Annotated in this window: 12 protein-coding genes; 5 read left to right on the top strand and 7 right to left on the bottom strand. The window is 62.8% G+C overall.

Annotated features, from left to right (window positions below):
- Positions 1-5 precede the first annotated feature (5 nt).
- A complete protein-coding gene (locus tag ELY12_RS03850) occupies positions 6-2,348 on the bottom strand; it encodes an EAL domain-containing protein (protein ID WP_126175391.1) in 2,343 nt (780 codons plus the stop codon).
- A gap of 238 nt (positions 2,349-2,586) precedes the next feature.
- Positions 2,587-3,405: an outer membrane protein assembly factor BamD gene (locus ELY12_RS03845; RefSeq protein WP_126175390.1), complete on the bottom strand. Its 819-nt coding sequence runs from the start codon at positions 3,403-3,405 to the stop codon at positions 2,587-2,589.
- A 138-nt stretch (positions 3,406-3,543) separates the two neighbouring features.
- On the opposite strand from ELY12_RS03845, the gene ELY12_RS03840 reads away from it, so the two are divergent.
- Together ELY12_RS03840 and ELY12_RS03835 are read left to right on the top strand one after the other, a co-directional pair.
- A complete protein-coding gene (locus ELY12_RS03840) occupies positions 3,544-3,708 on the top strand; it encodes a Flp family type IVb pilin (RefSeq protein ID WP_126175389.1) in 165 nt (54 codons plus the stop codon).
- A 109-nt stretch (positions 3,709-3,817) separates the two neighbouring features.
- Entirely contained in the window at positions 3,818-3,982 is a 165-nt protein-coding gene (locus ELY12_RS03835) for a Flp family type IVb pilin (RefSeq protein WP_241229711.1), read from the top strand.
- Positions 3,983-4,227: 245 nt separating this feature from the next.
- On the opposite strand, the gene ELY12_RS03830 is transcribed toward ELY12_RS03835, so the two are convergent.
- A complete protein-coding gene (locus ELY12_RS03830) occupies positions 4,228-7,197 on the bottom strand; it encodes a TonB-dependent receptor (protein WP_241229710.1) in 2,970 nt (989 codons plus the stop codon).
- Positions 7,198-7,497: 300 nt separating this feature from the next.
- On the opposite strand from ELY12_RS03830, the gene ELY12_RS14460 reads away from it, so the two are divergent.
- Together ELY12_RS14460 and ELY12_RS03820 are read left to right on the top strand one after the other, a co-directional pair.
- Positions 7,498-7,956, top strand: coding sequence for a hypothetical protein (locus tag ELY12_RS14460; RefSeq protein WP_241229709.1), 459 nt, complete (start codon positions 7,498-7,500; stop codon positions 7,954-7,956).
- 196 nt (positions 7,957-8,152) lie between these two features.
- Entirely contained in the window at positions 8,153-8,722 is a 570-nt protein-coding gene (locus tag ELY12_RS03820) for an AAA family ATPase (protein WP_164549391.1), read from the top strand.
- On the opposite strand, the gene ELY12_RS03815 is transcribed toward ELY12_RS03820, so the two are convergent.
- Positions 8,719-10,248, bottom strand: coding sequence for a hypothetical protein (locus ELY12_RS03815; RefSeq protein ID WP_126175385.1), 1,530 nt, complete (start codon positions 10,246-10,248; stop codon positions 8,719-8,721). The two genes, ELY12_RS03820 and ELY12_RS03815, sit on opposite strands and share 4 nt — an antisense overlap.
- A complete protein-coding gene (locus ELY12_RS03810) occupies positions 10,241-11,191 on the bottom strand; it encodes a winged helix-turn-helix domain-containing protein (RefSeq protein ID WP_126175384.1) in 951 nt (316 codons plus the stop codon). Before ELY12_RS03810 ends, ELY12_RS03815 begins: the two co-directional genes overlap by 8 nt.
- Before the next feature lie 116 nt (positions 11,192-11,307).
- Here ELY12_RS03810 and ELY12_RS03805 point away from each other — a divergent pair, with 116 nt between their 5' ends.
- Positions 11,308-11,637: a nucleotide pyrophosphohydrolase gene (locus tag ELY12_RS03805; RefSeq protein ID WP_206435760.1), complete on the top strand. Its 330-nt coding sequence runs from the start codon at positions 11,308-11,310 to the stop codon at positions 11,635-11,637.
- 169 nt (positions 11,638-11,806) lie between these two features.
- Here the strand turns inward: ELY12_RS03805 and lepA are convergent, their stop codons facing one another.
- Both lepA and ELY12_RS03795 read right to left on the bottom strand, forming a co-directional pair.
- The gene (lepA, locus tag ELY12_RS03800) at positions 11,807-13,624 is read right to left on the bottom strand and encodes a translation elongation factor 4 (RefSeq protein WP_126175382.1); all 1,818 of its coding nucleotides are present in this window, start codon (positions 13,622-13,624) and stop codon (positions 11,807-11,809) included.
- Positions 13,625-13,671: 47 nt separating this feature from the next.
- Complete coding sequence (locus tag ELY12_RS03795; RefSeq protein WP_126175381.1) at positions 13,672-15,861, bottom strand: EAL domain-containing protein; 2,190 nt, start codon at positions 15,859-15,861, stop codon at positions 13,672-13,674.
- Positions 15,862-15,883 lie beyond the last annotated feature (22 nt).

The following is a 15,883-nucleotide window of genomic DNA, read 5'->3' as shown; positions in this document are numbered from 1 at the left end:
AGGGGTTAAGCAGCGATAGTGTGTTCCCCTATGCGCGGTAGCAGTTCGTCCATCGGCAGCGCCTTGGCGAAGAAATAGCCCTGCGCGGCGTCGCACCCCATTTCGCGCAGTAGATCGACCACCGCCTGGTTTTCGACGCCTTCAGCCACGGCCGTTCGGCCCAGCGAATGGATCATCTCGATCGAAGTCCGCACCAATGCGCGATCCTCGATCGACGAATCCATCAGGGTGACGAAGCTGCGGTCGATCTTCACCTCGTCCGCCGGGATGCGCCGCAGGTAATGCAGCGAGGCATGCCCGATGCCGAAGTCGTCGACCGACAGGCGGACGCCCAACCGCTTGAGGCCGGTCAGCGCGTTGGCGATAATCTCGTCGTTCTCGATCGGCGCCGTCTCGGTGATCTCGAGCACCATGTTCGCCGCCGGGAAGCGGTAGGCCGCGAGCAGATGCTCGACCTGACCGACGAACATCGGATCACGCAAATCGAGCGCGGAAATGTTGATCGCGATCTTGAACTTGGGGTCCAGCACGATCGCCCTGCGGGCTTGGCTGATCGCGCGGTTGAGGACGAACCGGGTGATCATATCGACCCGGTTGTGCTCCTCCGCGATGCCGACCACCTGTTGCGGGTCGACCGGCCCGCGGGTGGGATGGTTCCAGCGCATGAGCGCTTCGGCGCCGATGATCGCGCCGGTCGCCAGCGCGATCTTCGGCTGGAAGAATACGTCGACATCCTCGTTGCGGATGGCCGTCTCCAGCTCCGACAGGATCTGCAAGCGCCATACGCGGTCCTCGACCATCCGCGGCTCGGCCACCATGTAGATGCGCCCGGCGTGTGCTGCGTCTTCAGCACACTGGATGGCGTTCTCGGTGCGCTCGCGCAGCGGCGCGCTGTAGTCCGTATCGACGCCGATCGACGAGGCGACGTCGGGCGCCTGCCCGCCGACGGTGATGCTGGTGCTGAACAGCGCGTGCAACCCGCGCAGGTGATCCTCAAGGTCCCCTTGCCGCAACCGCGCGGCGAGCCACACGAAGGTGTCCTTGTCGAACGCGAACTCGGCGGATTCGTCGGTCGCCTGCAGCATCGCCTGCGCCTTGACCAGCAGTTCCTCGATCTGGTCGGGCGTCAGCAGTGCGCTGATCGTGGCGAAGTTGCGGATCTTCAGCGCGATTACATCCACCTGGTCGTTGGCGCGGTTGCGCTGCAGGACAGCGATGTTCTGCAGACCGGTCGAACCGCGATAAGTGTCGCGAGCAAGGCGCGCAAAGCGCACTGAAGCGATCGACAGCGTGGCCAGCGCGGGCATCACGTCGATGGACACGTGTGCAAAATCGAGCGCAAACGGAATGACCGCGAGTCCGGCGAACCCCGCGGTCGCAGCCCGGGCCGATGGTTGCCGCTTGCGCGATTGTGCACCAACGAAGACCGCGACGGCCAGAAAGGCGGGCAGCCATCCGAGGTCGATCGGATAGCCCTTCTTCAGCGTTTCGGCGCCCATGACATGAAGCAGCGCGCCGGGAATCTTGGTATTGAACGGAATGGGATGGAAGTCCGACGAGGTTCGGCTCGACGGAGCGATGATGACGTCGGCACCGCGAAACTTCGCAAGCTCACCGCGCCCGCGCAGGATGTCGATATAACGCGCGGTCGGGATGGTTTTATAATCGGTCGCGAAGTCGACCATGTACCACGCGCCGGGCCGGTCCACGTTCGCGAGCTCGGCCGACAGCGAACGCCGTTCGGCACCGCCGATGGTGAGCGACGTGGGGAACCGCGTCGATAGACCGAGCGGACCCTCCTGGCCGTTGATCGTGACAATCCCCGCCGCCGAACGGAACCGTGCATGCGGAAACAGGTTCGGCATGTCCGCGTCGTTCGCCAGGCTTGCGCCGATGAACACCCGTCCGGCATGGCGCCGCATGGCAGCTGCCAGCTGCGCATCGTCGCTCTCGTTGCTGGCGTCGGCGTAGGCGCGGTCGAAAAACACGCGCCGGGCACCCAGCCGGAAAAGTTGGTCGAGCACCCGGGCATCGTCGGCACGGCTGGGATCGTTGACCCCGAGTTCGTTGAGCGAGCCATCGTCGACGAACACAACCACCGCGGTTTGATCCGCCGGGTGCTCGCGGACCATCGCACGAATTGCGCGATAGGAGTCCTCGATCGGCAGGAACAGTTCGATCGCCCCGGCAACCAGGCCGATCGCCATCGCCCACAACGCGATGCGGCGGCGGGCGCTGGGCAGGCTGTTGTCGCGCTTGCGCCCCGACCCGCGCCCGAACAGCGCGCGCAACCAGCCACCGGCCGGACGCGGTCCGCGGAGGGATTGGGGGGCTGCTTGCGTATTCATTCGTAGCAGGTGGCGCGCACGCCTCCTCGATGGCCGCCGGGTTTCAGCGACCGTAGATAGCCCGCCAAAGGGTAAAAAATTGTAACCTTAAGATTGCGGCAAAGCACAGAGCGACCTCGCCCACGCCCCGCGTTCGCGCGCACGAGAAGATCGCCCAACTATTTCAAGGGCATGCGCTCCCAGCGAAGTGCCAACGGGAAATCGGTTGCCGCCGCTCAAGGTAGCGGCAGCCGGGCCGCTAGCTGGCGGTGACCCCCGGTGCACGCTTCTGCACCAGCTCATACGCCTTCTGGTACCACTCGTTGCCCGGGTAGTTTGCGCCCAGGACCGCGGTGTTCTTGACCGCTTCCTCGGGGATGCCGAGCGCGAGGTTGGTTTCCGCCAAGCGATAGAGTGCCTCGGGCGCGTGGCTGGTGGTCTGGTAGTTGTCGACCACGTTCTGGAAGCGGATCTGCGCCGCCAGCCAGTTGCCCGACCGTTCGTACCAGCGGCCGATCTCCATTTCCTTGCCGGCGAGGTGGTCTTCCACCAAGTCGAGCTTCAGCTTGGCGTCGCTCGCGTATTCGGTGCTCGGATAGCGGCGGATCAGTTCCTGCAGCGCGGTGCGGGTCTGCTCGGTCACCTTCTGGTCGCGGGTCACGTCGCTGATCTGCTCGTAATATGAGAGCGCGATCAGGTAATAGGCGTACGGCGCGTCCTTGTTGCCCGGGTGGATCGACAGGAAGCGCTGCGCGCTCTCGACCGACTTGTTGTAGTCACGCGCCACGTAATAGCTGAACGCGCTCATCAGCTGCGCGCGGCGGGCCCACGGCGAATAGGGGTGCTGGCGCTCCACCTCGTCGAACAGCGCGGCGGCGAGCGTCGGCTGGCCGCGGTCGAGCCGGTCCTTGGCCGAGGCGTAAAGCGTTTCCACATCGCGCGCGACGTAGGCGGTGTCCTTCGGCCCGCCGCCCCGTCCCGCACACGCGGTGAGGGTAAGCGAGGCGCCGATCACGGCGGCCGTGGCGAGGAGCTTGAACGAAGCGCGGTTCGTCGACGGCTTGGGGCGGGTCTGCATATGCCAGCGCCTATACCGTCCGCGTGGGTGAACGCAAAGTGAAGTTGGGAAGATGTCCCCCTCGGCAAATGCCCCGGGATCACGGTTAACCCGCCGCTTACCCTATTGCGCTAAAGCCCGCCGCCGAGAGGAACACCCATGCTCCGCAAGCTATTGAGCGACACCACCGGCGCCTCGGCGCTCGAGTATGCGATCATCGCCAGCCTGATCTCCGTCGCCGCGATCGGGGCGTTCCTGGTTCTCGGCAACCAGTCGAAGGCGAACATGGAAAGCGTCAAGGCCGCCTACGAACAGGCAAGCTGACGCTCTACGCGCCCAACATGGTAAGCGCTGTCTTAAGCGCACCCGTTATGACGAGCTAAACCATCGGCCGATACCCCCTGCCCTTCTGGACGCGAGGGGAGAAGCGACTGTGTTCAAGCGGCTGGCACAAGACGAAACCGCGGCAACCGCGATCGAATACGGCCTGATCGTGGCGTTGATCGCGATCGCCATGGTCGTCGCCGCCCAGGCACTCGGCCTGAACCTCGCAAACGTCTTCACCACCGCCAGCACCGCGATGGCTGGAAAAGCCTGACCGCCTCGCGCGCAATCGCTTCCCACATCTTGCCGCGAGAGCACGGGCTTGCGACCAGCATGCCCGCAAGCGCACCTTTGCTCAAGTAGCCGACAGGCGGTAGCCTACCAGAGGCGCGCGCCCGCAGGCGCACCGGAGCGTAGCGTAGGGAACAGCGCCGAGGACGAACGCGCGGAGGCGCGTTCGCCACAATAAACGGGCGGCGCCAATGGCGCCGCCCGCTCCTGTTACAATCTGCCGCTCGATTAGAAGCGGAAGTTCGCACCGGCCTTGAAGCTCCGGCCGACGAGGCCCGGAATGTGCCACGAGGCGAGGTAGTTCGGCTGCGACGTGTAGAGCACGTTCGCGTAGAGCGGCGCACCCCGATTGAAGACGTTGCCGACCATCATGTAGAAGCTGAAGTCCTCGTTCACTTCGAACGTGGCGTTCAGGTCGGTGTAGACGAAGCTCTTGATCTTGCAGAAGCTGTTGCCGCCCGAAGAGTCCTTGTAGAGCGTCGCGGCGCACGACGTATCCAGGTTGCCCTGGTCGGTCGCGACACCCTTCATCTTGCCGACGTAGTAGGTCGTCGCGGTCAGCGAGAAGTCCCCGAAGTCGAGGGTGTTCTGCCAGTTGCCGCGCCACTTCGGCGTGCCGCCGCCCGACGACAGGTCCGCGGGACCGACCGTGCCGGTGAACTCCTGCACCTCACCCGTGTCGAGGTGACGGTCGAACTTCAGGGTTTCCTGGAGGTCGAGACGGCTGTGCAGACGCAGGCCATTGGTGATCGGCACGCTCGCGTTGGCGGTGAACTGGAGGCCCGACACGATGTCGAAGTTCGCGTTCACGTACGGCGCGTTGAGCACCAGCAGGCGCGGCAGGGCATTGAGAGCCGAGGGATCCGCGCCGTCGATGACGTTGCACGAATACCCCGGAGCGACCGCGGCGAGCGCCGCGCAACCGGCCTGGGACGCGGCGGCAGCCGACGCGAAGGTCTGGCCCGACACCGAGTAGTAGGCATCGATCGCCTTACCCGACAAAGGTCCGGTCACGATCAGGTTCGACTTCTTCACGTGGAAGTAGTCGAGCGTGAAGCTCAGCCAGTTGACCGGCTCGAACACCGCGCCGAGCGTGTAGCTCTTCGAGGTTTCGGGCTCGATGTTCGGGTTGCCCACGTAGCCGCGGCCGATCGAGTAGTTGGCGTAGTAACCGGCGTTGGCGATGTGCGCAGCCTTGAACGCGGGGATGTTGCCCGGATTGAAGCCGACGAAGCCCGAGAACGAGCTGAGCGGGTTCGATTCGGCGAAGGTCGGGGCCCGGAAGCCTTCCGAGTAAGAGCCACGGAGCGCAATCTGCTCGATCGGCTGGAACTTGAAGCTGACCTTCGGCGAGAAGTGGCTGAAGCCTTCCGAATAGTGGTCGTAACGGCCCGACCCGGTAAGCTCCAGCGACTCGATGATCGGTGCGTTGATCTCGAAGAACGCCGCGTACACGTCCCGGTTACCGTAGGCCTGCGCGGTCGAGAGACCGGGCACGTCGAGGTTCGGGTTGGCGCTGCGGTTGGTCAGCTTCTCCTTGCGGTACTGCCCACCGACCGCGAGCTGCAGGGGACCGCCCGGCAGTTCGAACAGGTCGTGCGCGATCGAGGCGTCGACGGTGAACTCGCTCGAGTTCGACAGCGAGGTGATCGGCGGCAGCACCGAATCGCGAACCGACTGCGGGTTCGATGCCGGATTGCGGAAGTTGTACGAACCGGTGTTGATCGCCTTGATCAGGCCGGTGAGGTTGGCGAACCCGGTCTGGGTCAGATCGAGGTTGTCGCGCGAGTACGCTGCCTCGAGGCGCCAGTTCCAGTCGTCGGCGAAGGTGCCGCGCAGCCCGCCGCTGATGCGGTAGAGTTCGTTGATGCGGAGCGAGCCCGCCTTCACGTCGCCGAATGCATAGTAGAGACGCGCCGCACCGTTCTGCGGATCATTGGCATAGGCCGCCGCATACGGGTTGTTCGGGTTGAGCTGGCGATCGGCCGCGGTCGCGCAGTTGACGCCCGACGAGCAGATATAGACCGGCAGCACGATGCCCGGGTTGGTGGTCGAGGTGCTCGGCGAACCGCCGAACGCCTGGTTCTGGCGGACGCTGCGCGGGATCAGCGTGATGTCCACCTTGTTGTGCGAGTAGCTACCCTCGACGTAGGCCTCAATGCTGTCCGACAGGCGCAGGCTGAACCGGCCGACCGCTGCGTAACGCTCCTGCGGCGGCAGGATCTGGATGTATTCCTTCGTCAGGTCATGCTTGCACGCCGAGCCGATGCGGGCCGAGGTGTTCTCCGAGTAGAACCCGTTCGAGCAGTTCGCCAGCGGGGTGAGCGAGGTGAACAGCGCCGGGGTGGTGGCGTTCGCCACGCTGCCCGCCAGCGGGTTGTTGAGGTCGCTCTGGAAGGTGCGGGTGACGATCGCGTCCGGGGTCGACGAGGTCAGCGTGTCGTCCGCGCGGTTGTTGTCGGTACCGCCGATCGCGCGCAGGTCGAGCGTGTTGAACGGGAAGCCGCGCGAATTCGCGGTGATCTTGCCGTTCTGCTCCCACTCGCCGCCGATGTAGGCGTTCCAGCCCTGGCCCTCGTAGTCGCCGAAGCCGACCAGGCCCTTCACGCGGTACTTGTGGCCGTCGCCCTTCTCGGTGACGCCGGCTTCGGCGCCGAACTCCATGCCGTTGAACTGGCGGTAGGTGATGATGTTGACCACGCCGCCGATCGCGTCAGCGCCGTAGGTCGACGAGGCGCCGTCCTTCAGCACTTCGATCCGCTCGACGTTGACCTGCGGGATGCTGGTGAGGTCGGCGTAGGAGTTGTGGCCGTCGTCGCTCAGCGGGTAGTTGGCCGAGCGCAGGCCGTTGACCAGCAGCAGGGTCGACGACACGCCGAGGTTGCGCAGCGAAACGGCCGAACCGCCGGCCGAGAAGCCGCTGGTGAAGCCCACGCCGATCGAGCCGGCGCCGTCGGCGGCGGCCTGGCGGACCGCGTCCTGCGTGTTGGTGATGCCCGCGCGCTCCAGCGATTCGTTGGTCACGACCGTGATCGGCAGCGCGGTTTCGGGGTTGCCGCGGCGCAGCAGGGTGCCGGTGACGACGATTTCCGGAGTGCCTTCGGTGGCCGCCGCGCTGTCGTCGGTCACGGCCGTGTCGGGCACGGACGGCGGGGTCTGCGCGAACGCGGGCGAGGCGACCGCGGCGAGCGCGATCATGGCGGAGCCCGTGAGCAACCGGGGTGCAATGGTTCGATTGATCATACTATCCCTCAGCGCCGGGGTCCGCGCGCATAGTGGACGACGGCCGAGATAGCCGTCCCCTCCCCTTGTGTCCCAGGCGGCGCTTTTCGTCGGAAACAAATCTGTCGTAAACCCGCGCGCGCCGAAATTGCCGGTGAGTTGCGCGCGTGCCACACCTATCCCTCGATAGCTCCCGGCAATGCGTAAGGTTTTCCTACACGGCGATTTTCTGCTTCCTGGCCGATTTGCTTGACCCCAGCTAGGAGCACCCCGCCCATGACCCGCCGCAAGGACCCCGCCGTCACCCGCACCCCGTCTGCCGAGATGGCGGCGGCCGGCCACGCCGTCCCCCAGTTCGAGCCCGTCCCGCGCAAGTACCGCCACGACGGCTGGACGCCTGAGCGGCAGAAGGCGTTCATCGCCGCGCTCGCCGAGAGCGGCAATGTGACCGCCGCCTGCGAGCACGTCGGCATGACCACGGAGGGCGCGTACTACCTGCGCCGCCAGCCCGGCGCGGAGAGCTTCGCCCGCGCATGGGAAGCCGCGCTCGACGGCGGGGAGGTGCCGACCGACCAGCTCCCCCCGCCCGCACCCCTCAGCTTGCGCGGCCTGATGCACATCCTCGAAGCCCAGGCACGCCGTCAGCGTGAGGCGCGCGAGGCGAGCGGCCTGTCCCACGCCGAGATCGACGATGCGAACGCGGCGCTGATCGAGGGGTTTGAGCCGGTGCGCTAGCTTATTTCAGAAACGTAGAACCGGCTGCTGATGGTTCTGATAAATCGCGCTCGCGTCAACGGCAAAGCTTCGCACTGTTGGGCCGCGTAACAAGCAGACCTCGGCCGACTGGAAAGCAGGAAGCTAAAGTCAACCACCTCTTGCAAGCTCTCCGGAAATGGACATACCTCGTATCAAGCTAGAAGAGGTTCCGGCGATGAACGAGCAACTAAATGTAGTCATCGGAATCACTGGAGCCCACAGTGTGGGAAAGACAACATTCTGCCAAGGTCTTGGCAGCTACCTTGCCGACCGGGGGTATCCTTTAACCATTTTAGATGGACTGGGCGACCAAGTTCGGAGCCTAGGAATACCGGTCGGGGCCACGGCGAACAGCGACACTGTTGCTCTGATTTATTCGGCGCATCTCGAGCGAGAGCAAAATCTTCGAGGAGGGATGTTTTTGCTTGATAGATCCACGATCGATGCTCTCGCGTACGTCAAAGCTCTAGGCGTGAACACCGAAGCCGAGAAGGCGTTGTATGAAAGGGTCACACAGCTCTCCTCTCGCCAGTATCACCTCTCGATTCACCTCAGGCTGTCACCATTTTTCGCGGATATGTGCGACGAGCATGAGACGCCTCTCCTTCGCAGAGCCGTTGACGCGCATATTGCTGAAATTCTCCGCAGCCAATCCGCTAGTCACGTGTCCTTCGACGCAAGCTCCGTTGAAGCCATTCCGATCGCTGCGATGGAAATCGGCAAGCTGGTTTCAGCTTCACGTTAGATGGGCAACGCTCCGACCGCATCAATCAGCTTATCGATACCACCAATCGCTCCGCCCGCTGCTGCCGCGGCCACTCCAAAGCTCTTTACTCGATCAATGAGGGTCTTCTTCGCCGCCTCGGAGGGTGCGCGAGCAAGCTCCTTCACGGCGGCAGCGACCTCTTCCTTCCCTTCTTGGAATTCCGTCTGCGATAACATCGCGAGAACATCAGCGAGCACCTTGCCTGTAATCCCGTCCGTCTTCGCGAGGTTCTGAACAGCCGCGTTAGCGCTGTTGATCATGTCGCCAGCAACCATATTCTGGGAGTTTATGTCTCGCCCCGCAGAAAACTCGACTTTGTTCATCACGAAATCTCCGTTCACAACAATTACAAGCGGCGGTGTCGACGCCTGCCCAAAAAAGTTCGCTTGCTCGCCACTTGCTTCGATAATTGCCAGTTGGCTGGCGGACGCCACCGACGCCTTCAGCTTACCATACAGCGGAGTCGAGGCGCTAGTAGCCAGAATCCTCCGTGCGAGTGGGCTGTCAGTAGCTTCCTTTCGAAAAACAGATAGAACCGCATCTTCGTACTCGATACTATCAGCACTCCGCGCCGCCATCGATGCAATTAGATTCTCTCGGACTTGGGGATGTTCTTCAATTGAAAACCACTCCAACACCTCTCTATCGAACCCGCTAGGATCCAAATCGGCCACTCCAAGTGCTAATCCTTCCAATGATTTCTTCGATCGATCTCGCCGAAGTTGGTCAAATGCGTCTGCATCGAGCTTCACTATACCGGCAGACTGACAAGCGAGACGGTACAGCCACTTTCGGACGTTCTCCTCATGCCGCTTAATTGCAGTGAGGTCGATGTTTGAATGGCTGGCGTCGAAGTCTGGACGTTCCCAGAGCGCCCAAACGGCATACTCCTTAATCTCCGGCGAATCATGTTTTTGCAGTTCCGCTAAGAAAATATCATTCTGAAATTTCGGATGAAAGAGATCAATCGGCGCCTTCCCATAACCGATTAAAAAAGTAGCCCATTTTAAGGTAAGGTCATCACTGGAGAGGGAAATTCGGATGTCTGTCGCGTGATTTTTGAGCCACTGTCGAGGGGCATACAGTCTAGCAGCTAGTAGAAGGGCAGAAGTGCCCTCCAATCCAGCAAGATCACACACTTCTTCGATACTTCGATCCTGAGCATTTCGGATTAACCCCGTGATGCCCCAGGTCTGAGCCTCGACATCGTCCTCGACTTTAAGTCGATCGACGACACGTTGGAAATCGTCGGGATGCCCTATCAGCGAGAGAGCTTTAAGCGCCCATCGGCGGACAAGTATGACGCTCGCACCAATATGTCCGTGAACCAACTGACGAATCTCGGTGGGATCACGGAGTATACGGCCCGCTTCGTAGTATTCACAAAGATTTTGCAGCGCCCGTTTCTGCTCTTCGGGTCTAGCTGACAACCGCATGTGAAAGCGGAGGAAATTTTCCTCGCTGTCGCTTAGAAAGCGGGCCGCGACGATCTTTTGCTCAGCCACGGTCGATCATTTCCGACGAAAATTTTGCTAGAGCGCCCGCCGATACCAACAGATTGGATGTTTCATCTAGCTCGCGCTGTGAGGATAGATTGCCAACCTCTATCCAACGCAAATCGTTGATCGACAAAGCGGCCTTGGTCGGACTGAACTCCGCCGGGCAACGATACCCCAATACAACCTGAATGATGGCTGGGCGCAGTTCAGTTCGCGGCAATTGCACTGCGGAGAGAAGGCGAAGTTGATTTTCGTATCTAGCTCGCTCAGCGAGTGTTTTTGAGAGGCCCACACCGTGCGCCATCTCGTTTATCCCGCCCGATACAATGCCAAACATGTCGTAGAACAGAAGGTCTCTGTCGGTAACATAGACTGCTCCACCCAATCCTACGCTTCTCATTCCCCGCGTTGGATCAATTTCAGGGAAAAAACGACCCGACCTATATGAGAGCACACTGTTTCCCTTGAAGATGATTACAAAGCTATGAGCTAGGGCTTTGTCCGAATGTGCCGAGATTTGATCAGGTTGAATGAAACGATACCGCTGTGCGTCAAACTCGGACCGCAACGTCGAAAGATCGATAAATTTTGCGCGGACAGGCGACGACGCCCCAAGTCGATCAAAGGTTAGGACGCGCTCCCGCCGGAGCTCCTTGCGTCGTGGCTTTGCAAAGTATGTTTCCTTGAATTGAGCGGGGGTTGTCGGATCATCCAAGAGAGCACGCAGAAAAAATATACCTGGCGCTGTCCGGAAAAATCGACTGCCCTCAGGGTGATAAGCAATATCTTCGCTAAGCCGTGCCTGGAGGGTCTTGTCCTGAGTAGGACCGTGTAAGTGCCATGGCACGAGCTCGCGCAAATAGGCCATCTGGATAATTTCGCGCGCGTGCATTGGTCGGCGCGCTTCCAGCAGAATTTTCTCAGCGACGTTCAGATAGGCGTCGGCCACGTTCCACCGGTCTTCCACTTGTTCCGCTCAATCCCGCATTTTGAGCAGGAAGCAGAACGGGTAGTTTCGAATCACGATATGGGCTAGGGCGAGTTGGCATCGCGCAGGAGCAAATTGTGGACGAGCTAATCGAAGCTCTGCGAACTTTCAGGGATGAGCGCGATTGGGCTCAGTTCCACACACCGAAGGATTTGGCCATTTCGATCAGCATCGAGGCCGGTGAACTTCTCGAGCATTTTCAATGGCGTAATGACGGCCATGATGTTGAGAAACTGGATGTGCGAGATATCGCTGATGAAGCATCGGATGTCTTAATTTATGCGTTGCTATTGTTCGATCGGATGGGCCTGAACCCGCGAGATGAGGTTCTAAGAAAAATTGCTCGAAACGCAGAGAGATTCCCCATCGCTAAATCATACGGAGTAGCACGCCGTCACGGGCGATAGGTCCGACAAATTCGCCTTAGCTCCGTCCTCACCCCGCTGTCAGGACGAGCGGCTACTCCTCACCCATCCGCAACGCAGCAATAAACGCCTCCTGCGGAATGCTCCCATTCCTCCCCGCCTTCTCGGGGACAGGCCGCCCGTCGGGCGCTCCCGCATCCTCATAATGAAGTCACTCTTCGCCCATGCGTAGCGCGGCGATGAAAGCTTCCTGAGGGATCGAGACGTTTCCGTATTCCCTCATTCTGGCCTTGCCCTTCTTCTGCTTTTCCAGCAGCTTCTTCTTGCGCGTGATGTCGCCGCCATAGCACTTGGCGGTCACGTCCTTGCGCAGGGCGGCGATCGTCTCGCGGGCGATTACCTTGCCGCCGATCGCAGCCTGGATGGGGATCTTGAACAGGTGGCGGGGGATGAGGTCCTTCAGCCGCTCGCACATGCCGCGCCCGCGCGCCTCGGCGACGGAGCGGTGGACGATCAGCGAGAGCGCGTCGACCGGCTCGTTGTTGACGAGGATGTTCATCTTCACGAGGTCGCCTTCGCGCAGGCCGATCTGCTCGTAATCGAAGCTGGCGTAGCCGCGGCTGATGCTCTTCAGCCGGTCGTAGAAGTCGAACACCACCTCGTTCAACGGCAGCTCGTAGACCACCTGCGCGCGGCCGCCCACGTACGTCAACTCGCGCTGGATGCCGCGCCGGTCCTGGCACAGCTTGAGGATGGGGCCGAGGTATTCGTCGGGGGTGTAGATCGTCGCTTTGATCCACGGTTCCTCGATGCTCTCGATCCGGCTGGGATCGGGATAGTCGGCCGGGTTGTGGAGCAGGATCTCGCGCGCGTCGTCGGTGCGGCTGGCGCGCAGCTGGATGCGGTAGACGACGCTGGGGGCCGTGGTGATGAGGTCGAGATCGTATTCGCGGGAGAGGCGCTCCTGGATGATCTCCAGGTGCAGCAGGCCGAGGAACCCGCAGCGGAAGCCGAAGCCCAGCGCGGCGCTCGATTCCATCTCGTAGGAGAAGCTCGCGTCGTTGAGGCGCAGCTTGGCGATGCTCTCGCGCAGCTTCTCGAAGTCCGCCGCGTCGACCGGAAACAGGCCGCAGAACACCACCGGCTGCACTTCCTTGTAGCCCGGGAGCGCCTGGGTGGCGCCCTGCTTGACCGTGGTGATGGTGTCGCCGACGCGGGCCTGCTCCACCTCCTTGATCTGCGCGGTGATGAAGCCGATCTCGCCGGGGCCGATTTCGGGCAGGTCGATGCGGCGCGGGGTGTGCGCGCCGACGCGGTCGATCAGGTGCTCGGTGCCGCCCTGCATGAACTTGACCTGGAGGCCCTTCTTGATGACCCCGTCGATCACCCGGACCAGGATCACCACGCCGAGGTAGGGGTCGTACCATGAGTCGACCAGCATGGCCTTGAGCGGCGCGGCGCGGTCACCCTTGGGCGGCGGGATCTTGGCGACGAGCGCCTCGAGCACGTCCTCGATGCCGATGCCGGACTTGGCGCTGGTGAGCACCGCCTCGGATGCGTCGATGCCGATGATGTCCTCGATCTCGTGCCGCACCTTCTCGGGCTCGGCGGCGGGGAGGTCGATCTTGTTGATGACGGGGACGATCTCGTGGTCGTGCTCGATCGACTGGTACACGTTGGCGAGCGTCTGCGCCTCCACCCCTTGCGCCGCATCGACCACCAGCAGCGCGCCTTCGCACGCGGCGAGGGAGCGCGAGACTTCGTAGGCGAAGTCGACGTGCCCGGGCGTGTCCATCAGGTTGAGCTCGTAGGTCTGCCCATCCTTGGCGGTGTAGTTCAGCCGGACCGTCTGGGCCTTGATCGTGATCCCCCGCTCACGCTCGATGTCCATGTTATCAAGCACTTGCTCGCTCATCTCGCGCGCAGTCAACCCGCCCGTCGCCTGGATCAAGCGATCGGCCAAGGTCGATTTCCCATGGTCGATGTGGGCGATTATGGAGAAGTTGCGTATCAGCGAAAGGTCAGTCATCGCGCGGGCCCTTAGCGGCGGGCGCGGCGGCTGTCACGCAAGCGCGCTCAGGCGGCGCGGTAGGTCTGCGCGAGATCGACCTGCATGAACTGAGGCCGGCTCTTGGGCCCTTCGTCCCGCACCTGCGGGACGTACGAACCCGGCGGCAGCGCGGCGAGCGGCATCCCCGCGGCGGCGAGCGCATACGGGCTGATGCGATGGCGGGTGCATAAGCCCTCGGCGCCATCCTTGATCAGCTTCTGTTCGAACTCGAGGCCCTGCGAGAACCCTTCGGAGCGGACCACGGTGCTCACCACCAACTGCCCGCCGCCGAGGTCGAGCACCAGCGGCGTGCCGAGCGGTACGTCGAGCAACCCTTCGATCCCCGCGCCCGACCGCGACAGGTTGCGCATGACCACTTCGTAGCGGTGATCCTCGTGGATCACGCCCACGCGGCGGTAGGTCGAGCGGCGGTCGGCGCGGTGCTTCGCCGGCCCTTCGGGGTCGAATTTGAGACCGCCCTCCGCAAACCGCTCCAGCAGGTCGGACTGCGACAGCGCCTTGGAAAAGATATAGCCCTGGATGTGGCTCGCGCCGAGCTTGGTGATGAGCTGCAGCTCATCCATGGCCTCAACGCCTTCGGCCACCGTCTCCATCTTGAGCGCCCGCGCGAGGCTGACGATCGCCGTGATGATCGCGGCGTTGTTGTTCTCGTCCTCGGTCAGCCCGGCGACGAAGCTGCGGTCGATCTTGATCTTGTCGAGCGGCGCGCTGCTCAGGTAGCCGAGCGAGGAATAACCGGTGCCGAAATCGTCGAGCGCCAGGCGCACCCCGAGCTTCTTCAGCGCCTTGAGCATGACCGCGGTGCCCTGCGGATCGCCGAGGAACACGCTCTCGGTGATCTCCAGTTCGAGCCGCTCGGGCTCCAGGCCCGTTTTGCCGAGCGCATTGCGCACGATCGTGGGTACGTCGGTGCCGGAGAATTGGATCGCCGAAACGTTGACCGCCACCCGCAACGAGTGTGGCCAGGCGACCGCGTCCTTGCATGCGCGCTTGAGCACCCACTCGCCCAGTGCGTTGATCAGGTTGGTCTCTTCGGCGACCGGGATGAATTCGGCCGGGCTGATCCAGCCGCGCTCGGGATGGTTCCAGCGCACCAGCGCTTCGAGGGCGGTGACGGTGTGGTCGGAGGTGCGCACGATCGGCTGGTAATGCAGCTCGAGCTGATCGGTCTGGATCGCGTCGCGCAGGTCCTCCTCGACCTGGCGGCGCAGCCGCGCGCCGTCCTTCAGTTCGCTGGAGAAGAAGCGGTACTGCCCGCGCCCGCCGCCCTTCGCGGCATAGAGGGCAAGGTCGGCGCTGCTGACCAATTCGTCGGTTTCGAGCCCGTCATAGGGCGCGATGGCGATGCCCACCGAGGTGCCGATGATCGCGCGGCTACCGTCGAGCGAATAGGGCTGCGAGACCATCTGGATCACGCTGTTCGCGATCTCCCCCAGCCGGCCGCGGTCGTCGATGTCGGGCAACATGACCTGGAACTCGTCACCGCCCAGCCGGCCGATCTCGCCCTTGGGACCGATGATCCGTTCGAGCCGCTGCGCGACCTGCTTGAGCAGCTCGTCACCCGCCGGGTGGCCCAGCGTGTCGTTGACCTGCTTGAACCGGTCGAGATCGAGCATCATCAGCGCGCAGCTGCGCTTGGCCGCCTTGTAGGCGATCAGCGTCGCGGTGAGCCGCTTGCTCATGCGGTGGCGGTTCGCGAGCCCGGTCAGCGAGTCGTACTGCGACAGGCGTGCCGCATCGCGCTGACTGTCGCGCACCGCGGTGATGTCCTTGGCGCTGCCGCGATAGCCCAGGAAGTCACCCTTGGCGTCGAGTTGCGGCTTGGCGCAGATCGACCACCAGCGCTCGGGCCCATCGACCGCGATCCGCACGGGCATGTCGGCGATCGAGCTGCGCGCGCGGAGCTGGAAGGCGAACGGTCGCTCGCCGCGATCTTCGTCCTCACTCTCATCGGGCAAGAACAGCGAGGTCAGCGCGGTGCCGATCATCTGATCGGGCTCCAGCCCCAGGCGATGCGCCGCGCTCGCAGAAAGGTAGCTGAGTTTGCCGTCGACGTCGGTCGCCCAGAACCAACCCAGCTCGGATTCCTCGAACTGGTCGAGCAGCGCGAGCCGCTGTGCGTCACCGACAACGGACGCGCGCGGACCCCCGGCCTGATCGCCGCTTCGACGCGCAAAAATACCGCTCAGTGCCACGTTCCCAGAACTTTCACATAAT

Source organism: Tsuneonella rigui (assembly GCF_003958625.1).
GTDB lineage: Bacteria > Pseudomonadota > Alphaproteobacteria > Sphingomonadales > Sphingomonadaceae > Tsuneonella > Tsuneonella rigui.
This window is presented reverse-complemented; position numbering and strand designations above follow the sequence as displayed.